This window comes from Xanthomonas sp. NCPPB 3959 (assembly GCF_056675575.1).
In genome coordinates this window covers 93504-113390 of sequence record NZ_JBWWVR010000016.1, presented here as the reverse complement: position 1 = coordinate 113390, position 19887 = coordinate 93504, and the positions used below count along the sequence as shown (strand labels likewise).

The window sequence follows — 19887 nt, the reverse complement described above, 5'->3', positions numbered from 1 at the left end:
CCTACACGGACGTACTTGCGGCGTGTCCCGCGATGGTGGGCGGGCAAGGGCCCTGCAGCCAGGCAGAGAGTGTCCGCTTTACGACTGATCTATCCGCACTGTCCAATCATTTCGACATACTGTGATTTGAGTCGTCGCGGCTTATAGATGCAGTCAAGAAGCTCATGTCAAACGCCTGGTAGGTCGAGGGCGCGGTGCCCTCACCGCTCGCGGGACACGCCGTGAATCCGTCCGTGGAGGCTCGGTGGCGGCATCCATGCCGCCACACGGTCCCGCAATCGGTGAGGGCACCGCACCAGAATGTTGGTCGGTCGCTGGGTAAAAAGCTGCGCGTCTCGCAGGTTGCGTGGACTTGCAGGTGCGGGTCGCAGAGCACGATAGCTCGCTAATTAAAAGAACGTCATGCATGGCTTGCAACCGTGCACACCGACTATCTCGACTGGTCCTTGCCCGCCCACCGTCGCGGGACCTTACGCGGCATGGATGCCGCGTAAGAGCCTACAGGGACGTACTTGCGGCGTGTCCCGCGATGGTGGGCGGGCAAGGGCCCTGCAGCCAAGCCACAGATCGTCCGCTCTGCAATCTACGCACTCATCGCGTCCAATCTTTCAAGACAACCAAGATCTCACGATCTCGAAATGGCTGAAGAACGGCACGAGCAATGGGCAGATGGATGTGGATGGCGCACTCAATAGCGGTATCTACGCGTGGTATATGCGCACTGAGTACAGCGGCACCCGCTGATGGCCGCGAAGTGGGTTTTGTCAGCCGTTACTAGCGAGCAGCGCGTTTGGCCTGCCGCGCACTCGCCAACGATTCGGCCACGGCGATTTTTTCGGCGACCGCTTTCTGCATCGCCGAGCCGGTGTCCAGCAGGTCATGCAAATGGCGCCAGTGTTCGGTGGCGGCGCTGTAGTCCTGCTGCTGGAAGTCGCTGATGCCGAGCAACCACAGGGCGCGTTGATGATCCGGCTCGCGTGCGATCACCTGTTGCAGGCGCGTGCGCGATGTGGCGTCGATGGCGAAATCGCTGCGCGTACCCATGTCTGCCGCGATCCAGCCGACAATGGCGGCGCTGTTGTCGGGGGCGAGCTTGAGTGCTTGCGCATAGGCATCGCGCGCGTCGGCCGAACGGTTTTCCTGCTCGTGCGCCTTGGCCTGCTGCATCCAGGCGTCCAGCGCCTGCAGTTGTGCTTCTTCAGCCGGACTGATGGCTGGTGTTTGTGCTTGCGTGCTGCCGGCAGCAGTCGCCTCAGGCGTCGCCTGCGCTGTCTGTTGCGCTGGCCTAGCGTACACGCGCGTTGCGATGGCGTCGGGCGCACCGACCAGGCGATACAGGCCGGCGGTGGCGATCGGCAAGCCGAGCACCAGCACAATCGGTAGCGCATAGCGTGTGCTGCGATTGCGTGTTGGCCGGCGCAGCAGCGGTACCAGCAACAACAGCAGCGCGATCACCACCAACGCCGCGCTTATCAAATAGAAACCGGTCATCACCACTCTTCCTCAGCTTGCGGTGCCACCGGTGTCCCGGCACGCGCACGTTTGCGCACGGTGTGGATCACCACGCCTGCACCGGCACCCAGCATCAGCAGCGGGCCGAACCACAGCAGCCAGGTGCCGCGTTTGACTGGCGGGTCGTACAGCACGAAATCCGAATAGCGCTCGACCATGTACTGCTTGATCTGCGCGTCGCTGTGGCCGGCCTGGATCTGCGCGAACACCTGATGGCGCAGATCGCGTGCGAGCGCGGCGTTGGAGTCGGCCAGGTTTTCGTTCTGGCACACCAGGCAGCGCAGTTGTGCGGTCAGACGCTGGTAACGCGCTTCCTCGCTGCGGTTCTTGAACGGCAGCGGGTCCACTGCTTGCGCCGCCAGCGGCGGTGCAAGCAGCACGCCAAGCAGCAACACCAGCAGCAAGCGCAGTTGCCGGCCTTGCAGACGCCAGTGCCAGCGCCACCAGGGGCGAGCCGGCATCACTGCGCGCCCTTGGGCAGCGCGGCGATGGCCGGCAGCAGTGTGTCGTTGATGACATCGGGTGTGAGCACGCCGATGTGCTTGTAGCGGATCACGCCTTGCGCATCGATCAGAAACGTTTCCGGCGCGCCGTAAACGCCGAAATCGATCGCGGTCTGGCCGGCTTCGTCGGCGATCACTAAGGCATACGGGTTGCCGTATTGCGCGAGCCAGGCGGTGGCATCGGCGGGTGCATCTTTATAGTTGTAGCCGATCAGCGGCACGCCGAGCCGGTTGGCCTGCGCCATCAATACCGGATGTTCGTGCACGCATTCGGCGCACCAGCTGCCGAACACGTTGAGCACATACGGCTTGCCTAGCAGCTGGTCGCGGCTGACCTGTTGTTCGGGTTGATCCAGCCTTGGCAGCGAGAACGCTGGCGCTTGTTTGCCGATCAACGGTGAGGGCACATCGCGCGGGTTGTGCTGCATCGTCCAATAGATGCCGAAGCCGAACAGCGCCGCCAGCAACAGGAAACCCAGCAAGGGCAGCAGACGGTTCATGCGGGCGATTCCTGCGCAGTGACGATGGCATCGTGTGCCGGCGAGGTGGCCGCCTTGCCGGCGACGGCTGGCGCACGAAAACGGCGCGCGCAGGCGCTGACAAAACCGCCCAGCATCATCAGCAGGCCGCCGGCCCATATCCAGCGGATGAAGGGTTTGTAGTACAGCCGCAGCGTCCAGTCGTATTCGATGTGTTGATCGTCCAGCGGCTCGCCTAGTGCGACGTACAGATCGCGGGTGATGCCGGGGTCGATCGCCGATTCGGTCTGAATGCGCTCGCTGCTGTACAGACGTTTTTGCGGATGCAGCAGCGCGATCACCTTGCCATCGCGACTGACCTGCACGCTGCCTTGTTCGGCCTTCCAGTTCGGCCCATCGATCATTTGCACGCCGTCGAAGCGGAACGCGTAGCCGGCGATCTCCGCGCTCTGGCCGGGCGACAGCCGCACATCGCGTTCGACCGACAGGCTGTCGGACACCAGCACGCCGGCAACGAATACCGCCACGCCGGCATGCGCGAGCAACATGCCGGCCATTTCAGCCGGAAAGCGCCGCCCGCGCGGCATTTCGCGCCAGCGCTTGTGCATGTACAGCGCGGTGCCGGCAGCCACCCAAGCAGCAACGCCGATGCCGGCAATCGCCTTGATCTGGCCATCGGCGAAGAGGCTGCCGACCAACGCACACGCAATCGCGGCGATGCCGGCGCGCGTGCCAAGTGCCTTCAACGGTGCTGCCTCGGCCTTGCCCCAGCGCAGGTAAGGGCCGAACGGTAGCAACAGCACCACAGGCAACATCAGCAACGGGAACAACAGGCCGAAATACGGTGGCCCCACCGAGACCTTGCCCAGTCCGAACGCGTCGGCGATCAGCGGGAACAAGGTGCCCAGCAACACCATCGCGGCGGCCACGGTGAGCAGCAGATTGCCGATCAAAATGGCCGTCTCGCGCGAGGCGGCGGCGAACGGTTTGCCGCTGGCGATCTTCGGCGCGCGCAAGGCGTACAGCAGCAGCGAGCCGCCGACCACGGCCACCAGGAAAATGAGGATGTACAGGCCGCGGCGCGGATCGGCGGCAAACGCATGCACCGAGGTGAGCACGCCCGAGCGCACCAGGAAGGTGCCCAGCAACGACAGCGAGAACGCCAGGATCGACAGCAGAATCGTCCAAGCACGCAAGCTGCCGCGTTTTTCGGTGACCGCCTGGGTGTGGATCAGGGCGGTGCCGACCAGCCACGGCATGAAACTGGCGTTTTCCACCGGGTCCCAGAACCACCAACCGCCCCAGCCCAGTTCCGCGTACGCCCACCAGCTGCCGGCGACGATGCCGGCGGTGAGGCAGGCCCAGGCCACGTTGGTCCACGGCCGCGCCCAGCGCACCCAGGCCTGTTCCAGCTCGCCGCCCAGCAAGGCCGCCACCGCAAACGCGAACGCCACCGAGAAGCCGACATAACCGGTGTACAGCACCGGCGGGTGGAAGGTCATGCCCGGGTCCTGCAGCACCGGATTGAGCTCGTTGCCATCCAGGGGAATCGGCGACAGCCGCCCGAACGGATTTGAGGTCAGCAGGATGAAGGCCAGAAAGCCCACCGATACCAGCCCCAGCACCGCCAGCACGCGGGCGGCGAAATGCTGCGGCAGATGCCGGCTGAAGGCGGCCAGCAACACCGTCCATGTTGCAAGGATGGCGATCCACAGCAGCAGCGAGCCTTCGTGCGCGCCCCATACCGCGGCAAAGCGGTAGTACCAGGGCAGGGCGATATTGGCGTTGGCAGCGACATAGGCCACCGAAAAATCCAGCGACAGCAGCGACCAGGCGAGCAGGCCGAACGCCATCCATACGAACACTGCCTGGCCTACCGCTGCCGGCCGTGCAATGCCCATCAAGGCGGAGTTGCCACGCCAGGCACCGATCAGCGGCAAGACGCCCTGGGCAAGCGACAACAGCAGCGCCAGGATCAGTGCGATCTGGCCGAGTTCAGGCGTCATGGGCAAATCGCATCGTGCAACCAAGGAAGATCATGGAAGTGGTGGAAAGCGGTGCGCGCGGCATCAACGCGGCGCCGACAGCGGCACCGCGGCGGCAGGAATCGGCTTGCCGACATGGCCTTCGGCCATCGCGTCTTTGAGTTCCTTGGGCATATAGGTTTCGTCGTGCTTGGCCAACACTTCGTTGGCGACAAAGCGCCCGCCTTGCATGCGTCCGTTGGCGATTACCGATTGGTTGTCGCGAAACAGATCCGGAAGGATTCCGGTGTATTCGACCTGCGTTGCGGCGTGCTTGTCGATCACGGTGAAGTTGACTTTCAGACTATCGGTTGCGCGCTGGATCGAGCCGGCCTTGACCATGCCGCCGAGGCGAAATTGCTGATAACTGGCCGCCTCGCCGGCGTGCACCTGGCTGGGCGTGAACAGATAGCTCATGTTCCGCTGCAGCGCGAGCACGATCAGCGTCACCGCCAATGCGGCAGCGGCGATGACGCCGATCACCAGCCAAAGGCGTTGCTTGCGTGTTGCATTCATGGCGCGTCCCGCTCCAGCGCGGGAACTGGCTGATCGCGTGCACGTCGCGGTGTCTGTCGTTGCAGCTGGCCACGCAATTCGCGTGGCAGGCGGCGTCGACGTAACCACGGCGCTGCCAGATCGGCCAGCAACACCAGCACGAACAACGCGTACGCGGTCCACACGTAGTGGCCGTAACCGCCCATCGCCAGAAAGGTGTTCATGCGGTGCGCTCCGTCAACACGATGCGGCGTGCCCAGTCCTTGCCGCTTTCCAGTGCGAGCAGGTCCACTCGCACGCGGCCGAACAGACTGGCCAGGTAATAAAACTTGGTGGCCAGCATCATCGTCAGCAGCGGCCACAGCATGTCGGCGCCCATCTTGGAGGGGCCCAGCAGGCGCACGGTGGAGCCTTGATGCAGCGTGTTCCACCACACCACCGAGTAATGCACGATCGGCAGATTCACCAGGCCCACCAATGCAAGCAAGCCGGCCGCACGCATCGCCTGACGGCGATCTTCCACCGCGTGATACAGGCCGAGCACACCCAGATACAAGAACAGCAGCAGCAACTCCGAGGTGAGCCGTGCATCCCAGGTCCACCAGGTGCCCCACATCGGCTTGCCCCACAGCGAGCCGGTGCACAAGGTGATGAAGGTAAAGGCCGCGCCGATCGGCGCCGAGGCCATGGTCACCACTTCGGCCAGCTTGATCCGCCACACCAGCGCAATAAACGCGGACACGCCCATTGCCGCGTAGATGAAAAGACTCATCCAGGCGCTGGGCACGTGGATGAAGATGATGCGGTAGGCGTCGTGCTGCTGGTAATCCGGTGGCGCCAGCACCAGCCCGCCGTAAGCGGCCACCGCGCCGAGCAGCAGCGCCAGCGCCAGCGCCCACGGGCGCACGATGCCGGCGACGCGGTAGAACGTGGGCGGCGAACTGAGTTTATGCAGCCACAAGGGAATCCACTTGGCCATGCCGGTGTCGTCAGTTGGAATGTTTGGCGTGCGAAGCCAGCGCGTCGACCGCAGCGCCGGCGTTGACCTGCAGCTGGCCGTCGGACATCTTGCTGGTGCGCTGCATCAGTTCGCGCAAGGCGGTCGCGTCCATCGACGGCGACATCGACAACAGCAACGCGGCCATGCCGCTGACATGCGCGGTGGCCATCGACGAGCCGGAGGTGAAGTCGTAGCGGCCATTGGGCTGGGTGGTGAGGATGTCCTTGCCGGGCGCGCTCAGCACACCGGGCATCGCGGCGGTGGCGCTACTGCTGCGCACCACCAGCACGCCGGGCACATCGTTGGGAAAGCCATCCATGCGCCCGTTCGGCGGCATTGCGGCCACCACGATGCGGCCCTGTTGCACCAGATGCAGCAGCATCTTGCTCAACAGCGGGTCGGCCGGGCCGCCCAGGCTCAGATTGATCACGCGCGCGGAGCTGTTGTTGATCGCCGCCAGCGCCTTGGCCAGGGTGAAGGTGTTGCAGCGGGCGGTGGCACCGACGGTCGGTGCATACCAGCACGCCTTGTAGATGCTCAGCATGGCCTTGGGCGCCATGCCGACAATGCCTTGATGGTTGTTGCTGCCGGCAGCAATGATGCCGGCCACTTCGGTGCCGTGCGAATCGCTGCTGGTGGCGAGCGCGGTGTCGTCGACCAGATCGTGCACGTCGCGGATGCGCGACTTCAGATCGGGGTGAGCGGTGTCCACGCCGGTGTCGACCACCGCCACCACCACGCCGCGGCCCTGGGTGACGGTCTGCGCGCTGGCCGCATCGGTGGTGATGAAGCCGCGTTGCATGTCCACGTATGGGTCGTTATAGCCGGACAGCGAGGTGGTCTTTTCCGATGCATCGGCGGAGAACACCGAGAAATCCTGCACCGGCTGCACCAGCTCCACGCCTTCGTCGTCGGCCAGCGCGCTGACCAGCTCGTCGCGCGATACGCCAGCCGGCGGCTGCAGCACGGCGCAATACAGGCCCAGCGAGGTGATCGGCCAGCCGGAGACTTCGCGCAGCTTGTAGCGCTGCTTGATGGCTTCCATGCGCACGGCGGCTTTCTGGCCGGCGCCGTAATAGCTGGAGGCGTAGCCGATCAGGCTGGAGCCGGCGCGTGCCGGCGGCGCGGTGAGCGGGTTGGCCACCGCCAGCAGGATGTCGCGGCTGCTATCGGGCGTATGCGCATCGGCCTGCGCCGGCGCGGTACTGGTGCCGACAGCTTGCGCAGCATGCTGGGGCGTGTCCTGGGCATGCACGCAGGTGCAGCTGCCAAGGCCGATGAAGCCGGCGATCAAGCCGATAACGTAGAAGCGGCTCATGGTGCCGACACGATCTCGGCCAGGCGGATACGCGGGTTCGCACGCAGCTGCTGCACGGTGTGCTGCGGCTGGGCAGGCGGCTGCGGTGCGACAGGCACCACGGTGTAGGCGCCCATTTCATTGGGGCCGCCGACCACCTGCAACTGCTGCGCATGCAGCAGGCTGTCCCAGTCGGCCACGGTCATCCTGGCGTCGGGCACCACGCGGATGGCACCTTGCGGGACCGGCAAGGCGGTGGCGCTGCTGAGCGTGCGGTAGTCGTGCGAGGGCGCGGGCGCGGCCAGCTTGACGCCCATGACGCCAAGACCAATGGCCTGCACCAGGGCGGCGGCGGCCAGGGCGCGCACCGTCCAGTTGCCGGAGCGGCGTGCTGCCGGCACCGGTGCCGCCGGCGCGGTGTGCTGTTCCGGCGCATCCAGGCGGCCGAGCAGGCGCAGCAGGCCTGCGTTGGCGTCCAGCTTGACCGCCGACGGCAGTGCAAGCGCTTGCCGCAGACGATTCTGCTGGGCGAATTCGGCGCTGCACGAGGCACATTTGGCCACGTGCGCGATCAGCCAGGTGTTCTCTTCCTCGGTGGCACTGTCCAGCAATACTGCGGGCATCAGTTCCCAGGCGTGCGAGCATTCCTTGCCAGGCGCGATGAAAAACGTCTTCATTGCATGGTCTCCGTGTAAGGGGCGCCGCCGGCCAGGCCGGGCAGCACATTGCGTAATTTGACCCGCGCATGGAACAGCCGGGCTTTGATGGTGCCGACCGGGCACTGCATGATTTCGGCGACTTCTTCGAGCTTGTGGCCAACGCCATAGACCAGTTCGATCACCATGCGCTGGTCCGGCGAGAGCCGTTGCATGCCCTTGTCGAGCCAGTCGCGCAGCTCGCGGTCGTCGTTGTCGTCGGCGCTGGGGGCGTGGTCTTCCACCACGGCGGTGTCGTCGATGGCCTCGCCGTCATGCTGGCGCAGGCATTTGAGCCCGCAGCGATAGGCGATGCCCATGATCCAGGTCGACACCTGCGAATCGCCGCGGAAGTCGCCGGCTTTCTGCCAGGCGATCCAGAAGCAGTCATTGATGGCTTCCTCGATGATGTCCGGGCGGCGGGTCAGCCGCGACAGGAACCGGCACAGCCGGCCGTGGTAGCTGGTGTACATGGTCGCCAGGGCGGCACGATCGCCCGCAGCCATGCGCCGCAGCAGCATGCGGTCGGTGGCATCACCCAGGGTGTCGGAATCATTCATCGAGGCAGGCACGGCAGAAGACGTAGGTCAGTGCCCGCACAGGGGCAAAAGGTTGCAGCTGGATCAGAACGTGGTGGAGACCGTGCCCAGCCAGGGCGTTTCGCCCGGGCCGCCCTGCAGGCGTGGGGTGTTGCTGCTGGTGACGATGCGTTCCAGTTTCAGCGTCCATCGTGCCCGGCTCCACTTCAGGCCCAATTGCCCGTACTGATAGCGGCCGGATTCGGCAGCGCCGTAGGCCATCGCCGGAAAGCGCGAAGAACCGGCGCCGACCAACAGGCTGAAGTCGTTTTGCAGCGGGATATTGGCGGTGACGTCGATGGCCACATTCCACGGCGATTGGTCGGCGCGGGGAAAGTTGAACACCGACACCGAAAAGGTCAGCACGTCGCGGTAGGACCAGGCCAGACTGGCTTCCTGGCGGTCGAAGGTGCGTGTGGCCTGGTTGGTCGGGTAGCCGTAGTAGAGCAGGCTTGCCTGCATCTGCCAGCGGTCGTCCAGCATCCAGGCGCGTGCGGCTTGGGCGGTGACTGCCACCGGCTTGCTCAGCGAGGGCGATTGCAGCGCGACCGAAGTGGAGACCGACCAGCCGGGCGAGGGCAGCCAATAACCGGCCGCCTGCAGCGTGGCCTTGTTGGGCGCGATCGAGATGCCCCGGTCGATCAGCTGCGAGGTCAGCGCCACCGCGCCGCCGACATTGGCGGCCACGGCGCCGGGGCTGATGACCAGGGCCAGCAGCAGGCAGTGGCGCAACGTGGAGTTGCGCCGGCGCACGTGCGGGCACAGGCAAGGCGGGTTGGCGCTGGCCGTTGTGCAGTGCCGCCGCCGCATGTTCAGGCATGGCCTGTCCCACGGCTGCCCGCCGCAGGCGCAATGGCGTCGCGTTCGGAAGGGGGACGACCTGGCAGGCGAGACAGGGGGCAACGGATGAGCGTCTACGGTGAGCGGGGCGCAATAGTGCCTGATTGCGTCGGGCAGACCGCCGCGGGCACGACGGTTCCGTTCATATACGCGAAGGAATCGCGGCCGGCAACGCGGCCGGCGCGACGCCCGAAGCGCAGCGCGCCCCGGTTGCCGGCTGGCAGGGGTGACTGCCGACCGGTCAAGCAACGGTCAGTGCAGCGTGTTGAGGTAGGCGATCAGCGCGTCTAGCTCTTTCTGATCCTCCAGGCCTTCGTACTTCATCTTGGTCCCCGGCAGGGCCTTGGACGAGGATTGCGACAGATAGGTCTTGAGCTGGGCGGGCGTCCACTGCCACTTGCTGCCCTTGAGTGCATCTGAGTAATTGCTGTAGTCCGCCAGGCTGGCGGCCGGGCGCCCGGCCACGCCGAACATGGACGGGCCTTTCTTGTTCTTGCCCTGGGCCGCGCTGTGGCATTCGGCGCATTCGGTCATGAACACGCCTTTGCCATCGGCCGCGCGCGCGGCCGGGGCAAGCAGTGCGCCGGCCATCAACAGGCCGGCCAGCGGGGCGCACAACAAGGTTTTGTGGAGTGACTTCATGGGGGTCCTTACGCGTGCGGGGGAATCAAAACGAGACATTGACCGACAACGAGAAGGTGTCGAGATCGCGCGGGTTGGTGATTGGATTGCCGCCACCGAACACGTTGGTGGTGCTGCCGTTGAACTTGTCGAAGCGGAACCAGGTGGCCGCGAAACGCACGTTGGCGTTGGTGGTGTAGGTGCCTTCCTTACCGAACGGGGTCCAGTACAGCAGGATCAGATTGGCGGTGGTGTCGGGGATGCCGTAGGGCTGATAACGCGCCACATCGAACGAGCCGCTGTTGATCAGATGCGCTGCCAGCACGCCGTAGGTCTGCTTGAACGCGTAGTTCATGCTGATGTTCTGGTCGCGCACGCTGCCGCGGTCGCGCGGCGACATGCTCGGGTCGGTCGGCTGCAGCGGGCTGCCGTACTTGCGGCGCTCGTAGATGTTGACGTAGGCCAGCGACAACACGTGCTCGCGGGTGCCGAGGAACTGATAGGTCAGGTCGTAACCCAGATCGGTGAAGTCATCGGTGGGACCGCCGCTGCGCAGGCGTTGGCGACGGGTGGTCATCGCGGTGAGGCCGGCCGAGAAGAACTGCCGCTTCATGTCCTTCATATAGGCAAAGCGCGCATAGCCGGTGTCGCTGAGCTTGCCCGGGTCGTTGTTGGGGTTCCAGCCCAGGTGGTCCTGCGCATCGGCGGACAATGCGCTGTAGCTGCCGACTTCGCCGTACCAATTGCGGTCGAACAAGCCGTACACGCTGGCGCCGATCACGCGGTTGGAGAGCGCCGACGAACTCAGCATGCTGGCCGAACCTGCATTGGAGACCGGGCTCAGGGTCGATGCATTGGGCAGCACCTGGATCGGATCGGACACGCCGGGGTTGTTGTTGACGCTGACGCCGACCATGGCGTCCTTGCCGGCCAGCTGGAACGGCTTGCTGACAAAGCGCAGATCCACATCGTCCAACTGAGTGTTGAAGGTGTCGTTGCCGCCGTTGTTGGAGCGGATCTTGGAGTAACCGCCGATGTGGTCGTTGACCCGGCCGGCCAGATACAGATCGGCTTCGTTGATGCGTGCGCTGCTGTCGCCGCGGCTGGGATTGCTCCGCGTCCAGGTGACCTGGCCGGAGACCGGAATCTTGGTGCCGTTGCCATCGGTATCGGTGAAGCCGCCGAGCTTGAAGCGCATGCCATACGGCGTGAGCGAGGGGCCATAGGAGCCGATATGGCAATCCGCGCATGAAGAGCCGGTCTGGCGCGCGAACGAAGGGATCGCCTGCGCCTGCGTGCTGGCCAGCAGCAACAACGGGCCGGACACGCACAACAAGGACGTCAGGGAGGCGGTGCGCGTGGCGGCAACGCGACGCGGGGCGGGCTGGGGAGTAGGCATGGAAAGTCCTTGTTCGACGGTGCGGGGTTCGGCGCTGCGGGAGCGGGGGAGGGCTGGCAACTCGGGGGAATTCATCGGGCTTTTTTCGGCAGCACGCGATGCAACACGCCATCGCCGAGCACCAGGTGATGCCAGAGCGCGGCGCCGATGTGCAGGATCACCAGGGCCAGCAAGACCCAGGCGGCATTCAAGTGCCAGGTGCCGAGGGTGTCGGCCAGATCTTCGTCCGGCGCGACCAGATTCGGCAGCGTCAATCCGAACAGGTAGACCGGTTTGGCATAGGCGTTGCTCAACGACCAGCCGATCAGCGGCAACGCGACCATCAGGCCGTACAGCGCGAAATGGGTGGCGCCTGCAGCCAGCCGCATCAGCAACGGCGACGGCGGGCCGGGCGGCAGCTTGCGCAGGCGGATGCGCAAGCCCACGCGCAGGACGAAGAGAAAGAGCACCATCAAACCGAAGTGGCGATGGCCTTCCATCAGCCACTGACGCAATGCGCGTCCTTCCAGCTCGGCGCGCAGCAAAATCAGGGTGGCGGCCATGGCCAGGCACAGCACCGTCAGCCAGTGCAGCACGCGCATCGATTTGGGAAGTGGAATGACCTGCGCTGTGGGTGGCGCCTGTTGCGGCAGCACAGTGGCGCTGTCGGTGGCGGCGGTGTCGGGCGCCTGGGGGGATGAACGCATTTGGTCGGTGTGCTCCGGTGCTGGTCGTTGGTTCCGGCAGTGCGTCGTGCGCTGCCAGGCCTGGCTCCCCACGCCGGCCGATCTGCGGCCAGGTGAACGTGCACCGATATGTGCGGCGATGCCGGCAAAAGGTTGCATCGCCCTGTGGGCATTACGCTGCAATCCGTGCATATCCACGTCTGCTGCGTCTGCAACTGCGCTTGCGCGCACATGGATTCGCAGTGCCGTGACGTGGTGCAACCTTTGGCGCATCCCGGTGCACTCAGGCATGTCGCACTACGTGCAGTCAGCGGTTACGCCCCCGAATCATGGCCATCGAACGCATCCAGTTGCACACCCACGGTGACGATCGCGGTCTGCTCATCTCGTTGGAGCAGCAGCGCAACGTCCCGTTCGAGATACGGCGCGTGTATTACCTGTTCGGCACCCGCGACGGCGTGCACCGCGGCCAGCATGCGCACCGCCAGCTCAATCAACTCGCCGTCGCCTTGCATGGCTCGGTGACGATTCTGCTGGACAGGGGCGATGGCAACGGCCAGGAAGAAGTGGTGCTGGACGACCCCTCGCAGGGCCTGCTGCTCGGGCGCATGGTGTGGCGCGATCTGTATCGCTTCAGCCCCGACTGCGTGTTGATGGTACTGGCCGACCAGTTCTACGACCCGGCCGATTACATTCTGGATTACGACGAATTCCTGAGCGAAGTGCGCGGCGAACATCGCCTGGACGCACGCAGGCTGGAAGCATGAGCATGCATAAGCCATTGGTGATCATCGGGGACGGCGAGTTTGCGCAGATCGCCTGCGAGTATTTCCAGCACGACAGCGATTACACCGTGGTCGCCTTCAGCGTGGAGCGCGACTTTCTGCTGCGGCCCACGCTGGCCGAGCTGCCGGTGGTGGCATTCGAAGAACTCGAACAGCGCTATCCACCCGAGCAGTACGAGGTTTTCGTGGCGATTCCGGCCACGCAGCTCAACCGCCTGCGCACACGCTTCTTCGAAGACATGGTGCGCCGCGGCTACCGCTGCGCCAGCTATGTCAGCTCGCGCGCGTTCGTCTGGCGCAATGCGCAGATCGGCGCCAACTGCTTCATCTTCGAAGGCAACGTCATCCAGCCGTTCACCCGCATCGGCGACAACTGCGTGCTATGGAGCGGCAACCATATCGGCCACCGCACGGTGGTGCAGGACAATGTGTTCATCGCCTCGCATGCGGTGATTTCCGGCTATTGCGAGATCGGGCGCGGCAGCTTCATCGGCGTCAATGCCACGCTCAGCGACAAGGTGCGGATTGCCGCAGACAACATCATCGGCGCCGGCGCGCTGGTCACCCGGCATACCGAAGCCGAGCGCGTGTATGTGGGCTCGCCGGCGCGTGCGGTGGCCGGCAGGTCCAGCTTCGACGTGGAGCTCTAACCCATGTTCGCCTGGACCAAGCGAGGCCTGGTGTTCGATGTCGCGCGCGATGGCGTGGGCGGCTGGATGCAGCATGCCGCGCTGACGCCGACACCGTATCGGTTGTCTGCGCAGGTGCTACGCATCTATGCAGGTTTTCGCGATGCGCAGGGCGTGAGCCGGATCGGCTATGTGGACGTGCGCGCCGATGCGCCGACCCAGATCGTCGGCGTCAGCAAACAGCCGGTGCTTGAGATCGGCCGCGATGGCTGCTTCGACGATAACGGCATGATTCTGGGCGATGTGGTGGCCGGGCCGGATGGCCTGTACATGTTCTATGTCGGCTTCCAGCGTGTGGCCAAGGCCAAGTTCCTGGCCTTCACCGGGCTTGCGGTCTCCCGCGATGGTGGAGAGAGCTTTCAACGCCGGCAGGACACGCCGCTGCTGGATCGTGCCCCTGGTCGCAGCACGATTGCTGCGGTGCATTCGGCCCGCTATGAAGATGGCCGTTGGCGATTGTGGTACGCGGTGGGCGACGATTGGGAAACCATCGGCGGCCAGCCGTATCCGCGGTACCACATCCGTTACGCAGAGACCGACGATCTGCGCCACATCCCCAGCGACGACGTGGTGTGCCTGCGTTCGTGCGACGACGAATACCGCATCGGCCGCCCGCGCGTGTATCGCCTGGGCGATCGCTATCTGATGTATTTCACCCGCGGCGATACGCACGGCGGCTACTTCCCGGGCATCGCCTTCAGCGGCGATGGTGTGCACTGGGAACGCGACGACAGTCAGCTGGGGCTGCAGCTCTCCGAGCATGGGTGGGATGCGCAGACCTTGTGCTACCCAGCGTTGATCCAGCAGCACGATCGCGTGCTGATGTTCTACAACGGCAACGCAATGGGGCAGGCCGGCTTCGGTCTGGCCGAGGCCGCGCTGCCGGTGGACCTGCAGGGACGCCATGTTTTCGGTTAGGCCGTATGCCGCCAGCGATGCGCCTGCGTGGGACGCGTTGGTGGCGTTCTCGCGCAACGGCAACCTGTTGCATCGGCGTGGCTATATGGACTATCACGCCGACCGCTTCGTGGATGCGTCGTTGCTGGTCGAACGTGGCGGCGAGGTGGTGGCGGTGTTTCCGGCAAGCGTGCACGGCGATTGCGTCAGCAGCCACGCCGGGTTGACCTATGCGGGCTTGTTGTCGTCGATGGCGTTGCGTGCGGGCGCTACATTGCAGGTGTTCGAACAGATTGCCGCGCACTATCGCGCGCGCGCCGTGCGCCAGATCGTGTACAAGCCGGTGCCGCATGTGTTTCATGCGTATCCGGCCGAGGAAGATCTGTATGCCTTGCATCGGTTGGGCGCGCAGCTGTTCCGGCGCGACCTGTCGTCGGTGATCGCGCTGCGCGAGCCGTTCGCGTTCAGTGCCGAGCGTCGGCGTTCGCTAGTCAAGGCGCGCAAGGCCGGTGTGCAGATCCAGACCGGCACGCAGCTGGAGGCGTTTCATGCCTTGCTGACCCAGGTGTTGCAACGGCACGGTGTGGCGCCGACCCATCGGCTGGACGAATTGCAGCTGCTGCACAGCCGGTTTCCGCAGCAGATCGTGCTGCACGAAGCGCGCGCTGAGGGGCAGCTGGTGGCCGCCGCACTGGTGTTGGATTTCGGTCGCAGCGTGCACACCCAGTATCTGGCGGTGTCCGAACGCGGTCGCCAGCTGGATGCGCTGAGCCTGCTGCTGGCCGAGCTGATCACTGAGGTGTACGCGCAGCGCCATTACTTCAGCTTCGGTATCTCCACCGAGCAGGGCGGGCAGGTGCTCAACGATGGCTTGGTCGAACAAAAGGAACGCTTCGGCGCGCGTGCCGTGGTGCAGGATTTCTATCGGTGGACGTTGTAATGGATGTGCCGTTTCTGGATTTGCGTGCAGTCAATGCGCGCTACGCGGATGAATTGAAAGTGGCTGCCGCGCGGGTGATCGATGCCGGCTGGTATGTGCTCGGGCAGGAGCTGGCCGCGTTCGAAGAAGAATTCGCCAGCTACTGCGGCGCCGCGCATGCAGTGGGCGTGGGCAACGGGCTGGATGCGTTGTCGCTGATCCTGCGCGGTTATCGCGAGCTGGGGGTGTTGCGCGAGGGCGACGAGATCATCGTGCCTGCCAACACCTTCATCGCGAGCTTTCTGGCGATCAGCCAGAACCAGTTGGTGCTGGTGCCGGTGGAGCCGGATCCGCTGACTTTCAACATGGACCCGGCCAGTGTGGAGAAGGCGATCGGCCCACGCACGCGCGCCATCATGGCGGTGCATCTGTATGGGCAGCTGGCCGACATGGCCGCGTTGCAAACGCTTGCCCATCGCTACGGGCTGCTGCTGATCGAAGATGCCGCGCAAGCGCATGGCGCGCGCGCACATGGGCGGCGTGCCGGTGCCTTCGGCGATGCGGCGGCGTTCAGTTTTTTTCCGACCAAGAACCTGGGCGCACTCGGCGATGGTGGTGCGGTGGTGACCTCGGATCCGCGCCTGGCCGAGCGCATTCGCGCGCTGCGCAATTACGGCTCGGAAGTGAAATATCACCACACCTGCCAGGGCGTGAATTCGCGGCTGGATGAAATGCAGGCGGCGTTCTTGCGGGTCAAACTGGGGTATCTGGAGGATGAGATCGCGCGTCGGCGCGCGGTGGCGCAGCATTATCTGCAAGGCATCGATAACCCGTTGATCACGTTGCCTACGGTGGTCGCTGAGGAACAGCACGTCTGGCATCTGTTCGTGGTGCGCAGTCCGCAGCGCGCTGCCTTGCAGGCGCATTTGCTGCGGCTGGGTATCCACACCCAGATCCATTACCCGGTGCCGCCGCATCGGCAGCCGGCCTATACCACGCTGGGCGATGCCTGCCTGCCGGTGAGCGAGGGCCTGCATCGTGAAGTGTTGAGTCTGCCGATGGGCCCGGCACTGGATGACGCGTCGGTGGAACGTGTGATTGCCGCATGCCAATCGTTCGGCAGCCCTGCATGAATCTGATGCACAGCAGCGTGTACACCGGCGTTGCGACGCTGGCCAAGCTGCTGGCTGCGCTGGTGGTGGTGAAGTTGGTAGCCGTCTATGCCGGCCCGCAGGGTGTCGGCCGCTTGGGCCAGTTTCTCAATCTGATGTCGGTGCTGGCGGTGTTGGCGGGCGGCGGTATCAGCGCCGGCATCGTCAAGTACGTGGCCGAGTATCGCAACGACGCACCGGCACTGGCACGCTTGCTCAGCGCGGCGCTCTGGTACGCCTTCTGCGCGGCTTGCGTCATGGCAGTGTTGGCGGTGTTGTTCAGTGGCGTGATCGCCGAGCGCCTGTTGGGCGATGCAGCGTATCGGCCGCTGATCTGCGTGCTGGCGATCGCGCAGCTGGGCATTGCCCTGGTCAATTACATCCTGGCGGTGATCAACGGTTTCATGGATGTTCGCCGTCTGGCATTTGTGCAGGCGAGCGGCGCGGTGTTGAGCGTTGCGCTGGTGGCGTGGCTGTCCAGCCGGGCGCAGCTGCAGGGCGCGTTGCTGGCACTGGTGCTGGGCCAGGTGCTGTGGTTGTTGGCCGGCGTGCCGGCACTGCGACGCAGCCCGTATTTCCAACGCGAGATGTTGCGCCTGCGTTTCGATGCGCCGATGACGCGCAAGCTGGCCGCGTTCTCGGCGATGACGCTGACCGCCACGCTGGTGCCGCAGTTGGTGGCCATTGTGGTGCGCGATCATCTGGCGTTGCAGTTCGGATGGCAGCAGGTGGGTTATTGGCAGGCCGTCAGCCGGGTGTCGGATGCCTATCTGCTGTTCTTCACCACCGCCATCAACGTGTATTACCTGCCCAAGCTGGCCTCCCTGCACGATCGTGCGGCGCTCGGGCGCGAGCTGCGGGCCGCGTATCGTTATGTGATGCCGGCGGTGATCGCGATGGCGCTAGGTGTGTACATGCTCCGCGATTGGGTCACCTGGCTGCTGTTCGATGCGCGATTCGCTGCAGCAGCACCGCTTTATGGTCCGCAGTTGCTGGGCGATGTGATCAAGATTGCCGCGTTCGTGCTGTCGTACGTGATGCTGGCCAAGGCGATGACGCGGCTGTTCGTGATTTCCGAATGCGTGTTCGCCGCCAGCTATCTGGCGCTGGTGTATCTGTTCACGGCGCAGTTCGGGCTGATCGGGGCGATGTATGCCTTTGTCGCCAACTACGTGGTGTATCTGCTGTTCAATATCGTGGTGGTGCGTCGCTATCTGGTGCAGGCCGCATGAGCGATCAAACCCAACCGAGCGGGCGAGCGAGCTGGCCACTGGTGTCGGTGCTGATTCCGGCCTATAACCACGCGCGTTTCGTGCAACGGTGCCTGGATAGCGTGTTGGAAGACCCGTACCCGTGCAAGGAGATCGTCATCATCGACGACGGCTCCAGCGACGCCACGGGCGAAAAGATCGCGCAGTGGATTGCCACCCATGGTCATCGGCTGCCGGTGCAGTTCGTGCAACGTGACAATCGGGGTGTGGCGGCCACGCTCAACGAGCTGGCCTTGCGTGCGCGTGGCGACTACCTGCGTCTTGGCGCGAGCGACGATTATCTGTTGGCCGGCGGGTTGGATGCGCAGGTGCGTTACTTACGTGCGCATCCGCAAAAACTGGCGGTGATCGGCGACGCCTGCGTGGTCGATCAGCATGGAAGACTGCTGCACGGCAGCGCCATGCGCGACCTGCATCGGGTGGATACCGGTATGTACCGCTCAGAGCCGGGCATCCGCCGCGCGGTGATCCAGCAGTGGGCGGTCAGTGGTGCGGTGGCGTTGCTGCGTCGCAGTGCCTTTGATGCGCGCGCCGGGTGGGACGAATCGCTGCGGATCGAGGACTGGGATTTTTTCCTGCGCCTGGCCGCGCGCAACGCGCTTGGTTTCGTCGACGTGCCGGTCTGTGCGTACCGTTTGCATGGCAACAACCTCAGCAAGACCGCAAACGTGCGTGCGCGGATTGCCAACTTGAGCGAGTCGCGTCAAGTGGCGTTGCGTTGTGCGGAGTTGTTCGATGAGCCCGAGCGCACCTTGCTGCGGGCGCAATCGCGTTACATCGCGGCCAAGGTGGCATTTCTGCAGCGCCGGCCGCACAGGGTGATCGGGCATCTGCTCGCCTATGCCTGGTTGTCGTTGCCGGCCAGATGGCGGCCCAGGCATGCGCGTAGCGCGGTGGAGCCGGCATGAACACGCTGTTGCGCCGGCCTGCGACGTATCTGGCACTGCCGATGCTGCTCAGCTGCGCGCTGACGTTGCTGACCTACACGCTGCCCGGGGACTATCTGGACGGCATCGCGTTGCTGGCGATCGCTGCCGCTGCGACGTTTGTGCTGGATGCGTTGCTACGCACTCAGCTGCCTGCCGTGGAGCGCTTTCGCAACTATCGCTACGCCGGCACGCGCGATGCCTTCGTGGTGATGACGCTGGCGGCAGTGGTGACGGTGTTCTGCATCGTGGATGTGGCGCTGTTTCCGATTCCGTTGTTCAGCGATCCGTCCTCATACGCAACCTTGAGCCCATTGCGCTCGCATGTGCGGCACATCTCCAACATGTGCTGGATCCTGCCGCCGATCGCGCTGCTGTGCGTGCGCCACCGCGGGCTGCGTGCGGCGATGGTGACGCTGGGGTTCGTGTTTCCGATTGTGGTGATTGACCGCAACCGCATCTTTGCCGGGCTGTTTTCGTTCGTGCTGGTGATGCTGTTGCGCCGCGATCCTGCGCGCCGCCTGCCGTGGAAGACCATTGGCCTGCTCGTGCTGGCTGGGGGCGGGGTGTTTTCGATCCTCGGCGCACTGCGTTCCGGTTCGTTGGCCACGGTCGCCTTGCCGTTCAGTGCGTTGTATCGCGCGATGCCGCAGGGCGTGCAGTGGCTGCTGCTGTACATCAGCGCCGGGCCGTACAACTTCGGCGCGATTCTGGCCAAGGGCTACGTCAACGCCAGTTTTCTGGTCAATCAACTGGTGCCGTTCAGTGGTTCGATCGCCACCGCGGGCACCAGCATTCCGCTGGATGCGCCCAATATCAATGTGGGCACGGAATTCTTCCCGTTCCTGATGGCCTGGGGCGCGCCAGGCGCCGTGATTGCACTGCTGGCGTTATATGCAGGCCTGGTGTGGAGCGTGCGCTTGCTCGGCAGCTCGCTGTCGATCTTTCATGTGCTGATCTTCCTGCGCCTCGCCTATGCCTGCCTGATGTCGCCGTTCGCGCCGCAGGCATTCACCTGGACCAACTTCGGCTTCATCGCGCTGTGCCTGGTATTGCATGCCTGCACCGTGTTGCTGCCCAGCCGCAATGCGGCATCTAGCGCTGCTGCGTAGTGCGCGGCAACTTCGTTTTTTCACCACGT

22 protein-coding genes are annotated in these 19887 nt (G+C 64.6%); 8 read left to right on the top strand and 14 right to left on the bottom strand.

What is annotated here, in order from left to right; translation table 11 throughout:
- Positions 1-774: 774 nt before the first annotated feature.
- The 14 genes from AC1KVG_RS17735 to AC1KVG_RS17670 all read right to left on the bottom strand — a co-directional run bounded on the left by AC1KVG_RS17735 (position 775) and on the right by AC1KVG_RS17670 (position 12129).
- Positions 775-1491 (bottom strand): tetratricopeptide repeat protein, encoded by a 717-nt coding sequence (locus AC1KVG_RS17735; RefSeq protein WP_481095252.1) that lies wholly within the window; start codon positions 1489-1491, stop codon positions 775-777.
- Complete coding sequence (locus AC1KVG_RS17730; protein WP_268211823.1) at positions 1491-1973, bottom strand: cytochrome c-type biogenesis protein; 483 nt, start codon at positions 1971-1973, stop codon at positions 1491-1493. Before AC1KVG_RS17730 ends, AC1KVG_RS17735 begins: the two co-directional genes overlap by 1 nt.
- Complete coding sequence (locus AC1KVG_RS17725; protein ID WP_115038612.1) at positions 1973-2515, bottom strand: DsbE family thiol:disulfide interchange protein; 543 nt, start codon at positions 2513-2515, stop codon at positions 1973-1975. The genes AC1KVG_RS17730 and AC1KVG_RS17725 overlap by 1 nt, the downstream gene beginning before the upstream one ends.
- Positions 2512-4500, bottom strand: coding sequence for a heme lyase CcmF/NrfE family subunit (locus tag AC1KVG_RS17720; RefSeq protein WP_229009251.1), 1989 nt, complete (start codon positions 4498-4500; stop codon positions 2512-2514). The genes AC1KVG_RS17725 and AC1KVG_RS17720 overlap by 4 nt, the downstream gene beginning before the upstream one ends.
- A 63-nt stretch (positions 4501-4563) precedes the next feature.
- Complete coding sequence (gene ccmE / locus AC1KVG_RS17715; RefSeq protein ID WP_095574646.1) at positions 4564-5034, bottom strand: cytochrome c maturation protein CcmE; 471 nt, start codon at positions 5032-5034, stop codon at positions 4564-4566.
- Positions 5031-5237: a heme exporter protein CcmD gene (gene ccmD / locus AC1KVG_RS17710; RefSeq protein ID WP_481095251.1), complete on the bottom strand. Its 207-nt coding sequence runs from the start codon at positions 5235-5237 to the stop codon at positions 5031-5033. Before ccmD ends, ccmE begins: the two co-directional genes overlap by 4 nt.
- A complete protein-coding gene (ccmC, locus tag AC1KVG_RS17705) occupies positions 5234-5992 on the bottom strand; it encodes a heme ABC transporter permease CcmC (RefSeq protein WP_006452991.1) in 759 nt (252 codons plus the stop codon). Before ccmC ends, ccmD begins: the two co-directional genes overlap by 4 nt.
- Before the next feature lie 10 nt (positions 5993-6002).
- A complete protein-coding gene (locus tag AC1KVG_RS17700; protein ID WP_481095250.1) occupies positions 6003-7331 on the bottom strand; it encodes a S8 family serine peptidase in 1329 nt (442 codons plus the stop codon).
- Complete coding sequence (locus AC1KVG_RS17695; RefSeq protein ID WP_006452989.1) at positions 7328-7987, bottom strand: zf-HC2 domain-containing protein; 660 nt, start codon at positions 7985-7987, stop codon at positions 7328-7330. The genes AC1KVG_RS17700 and AC1KVG_RS17695 overlap by 4 nt, the downstream gene beginning before the upstream one ends.
- Positions 7984-8565, bottom strand: a complete 582-nt coding sequence (locus AC1KVG_RS17690) for a sigma-70 family RNA polymerase sigma factor (protein ID WP_006452988.1) — start codon at positions 8563-8565, stop codon at positions 7984-7986. Before AC1KVG_RS17690 ends, AC1KVG_RS17695 begins: the two co-directional genes overlap by 4 nt.
- Before the next feature lie 63 nt (positions 8566-8628).
- Entirely contained in the window at positions 8629-9393 is a 765-nt protein-coding gene (locus AC1KVG_RS17685) for a TorF family putative porin (protein ID WP_481095249.1), read from the bottom strand.
- A 282-nt stretch (positions 9394-9675) separates the two neighbouring features.
- A complete protein-coding gene (locus AC1KVG_RS17680) occupies positions 9676-10065 on the bottom strand; it encodes a c-type cytochrome (protein ID WP_481095248.1) in 390 nt (129 codons plus the stop codon).
- 25 nt (positions 10066-10090) lie between these two features.
- Positions 10091-11443, bottom strand: a complete 1353-nt coding sequence (locus tag AC1KVG_RS17675; RefSeq protein ID WP_104551831.1) for a cytochrome C — start codon at positions 11441-11443, stop codon at positions 10091-10093.
- A gap of 71 nt (positions 11444-11514) precedes the next feature.
- A complete protein-coding gene (locus AC1KVG_RS17670; RefSeq protein WP_084217869.1) occupies positions 11515-12129 on the bottom strand; it encodes a cytochrome b in 615 nt (204 codons plus the stop codon).
- Between the two features lie 308 nt (positions 12130-12437).
- On the opposite strand from AC1KVG_RS17670, the gene AC1KVG_RS17665 reads away from it, so the two are divergent.
- The 8 genes from AC1KVG_RS17665 to AC1KVG_RS17630 are packed head-to-tail and all read left to right on the top strand — an operon-like array spanning position 12438 to position 19858.
- Entirely contained in the window at positions 12438-12875 is a 438-nt protein-coding gene (locus AC1KVG_RS17665; protein ID WP_023903706.1) for a sugar 3,4-ketoisomerase, read from the top strand.
- The gene (locus tag AC1KVG_RS17660) at positions 12872-13543 is read left to right on the top strand and encodes an acetyltransferase (RefSeq protein WP_268211812.1); all 672 of its coding nucleotides are present in this window, start codon (positions 12872-12874) and stop codon (positions 13541-13543) included. The genes AC1KVG_RS17665 and AC1KVG_RS17660 overlap by 4 nt, the downstream gene beginning before the upstream one ends.
- Positions 13544-13546: 3 nt before the next feature.
- Positions 13547-14500 (top strand): hypothetical protein, encoded by a 954-nt coding sequence (locus AC1KVG_RS17655; RefSeq protein WP_481095247.1) that lies wholly within the window; start codon positions 13547-13549, stop codon positions 14498-14500.
- Positions 14487-15419 (top strand): GNAT family N-acetyltransferase, encoded by a 933-nt coding sequence (locus tag AC1KVG_RS17650; protein WP_481095246.1) that lies wholly within the window; start codon positions 14487-14489, stop codon positions 15417-15419. The genes AC1KVG_RS17655 and AC1KVG_RS17650 overlap by 14 nt, the downstream gene beginning before the upstream one ends.
- Positions 15419-16531: a DegT/DnrJ/EryC1/StrS family aminotransferase gene (locus tag AC1KVG_RS17645; RefSeq protein ID WP_481095245.1), complete on the top strand. Its 1113-nt coding sequence runs from the start codon at positions 15419-15421 to the stop codon at positions 16529-16531. Before AC1KVG_RS17650 ends, AC1KVG_RS17645 begins: the two co-directional genes overlap by 1 nt.
- Positions 16528-17781 carry an O-antigen translocase gene (locus AC1KVG_RS17640; protein ID WP_481095244.1) on the top strand — a complete coding sequence of 418 codons (1254 nt, stop codon included), beginning with the start codon at positions 16528-16530 and terminating at the stop codon, positions 17779-17781. The genes AC1KVG_RS17645 and AC1KVG_RS17640 overlap by 4 nt, the downstream gene beginning before the upstream one ends.
- The gene (locus AC1KVG_RS17635) at positions 17778-18728 is read left to right on the top strand and encodes a glycosyltransferase (RefSeq protein WP_481095243.1); all 951 of its coding nucleotides are present in this window, start codon (positions 17778-17780) and stop codon (positions 18726-18728) included. The genes AC1KVG_RS17640 and AC1KVG_RS17635 overlap by 4 nt, the downstream gene beginning before the upstream one ends.
- Complete coding sequence (locus AC1KVG_RS17630; RefSeq protein WP_481095242.1) at positions 18725-19858, top strand: hypothetical protein; 1134 nt, start codon at positions 18725-18727, stop codon at positions 19856-19858. Before AC1KVG_RS17635 ends, AC1KVG_RS17630 begins: the two co-directional genes overlap by 4 nt.
- The last annotated feature ends 29 nt before the right edge of the window (positions 19859-19887 follow it).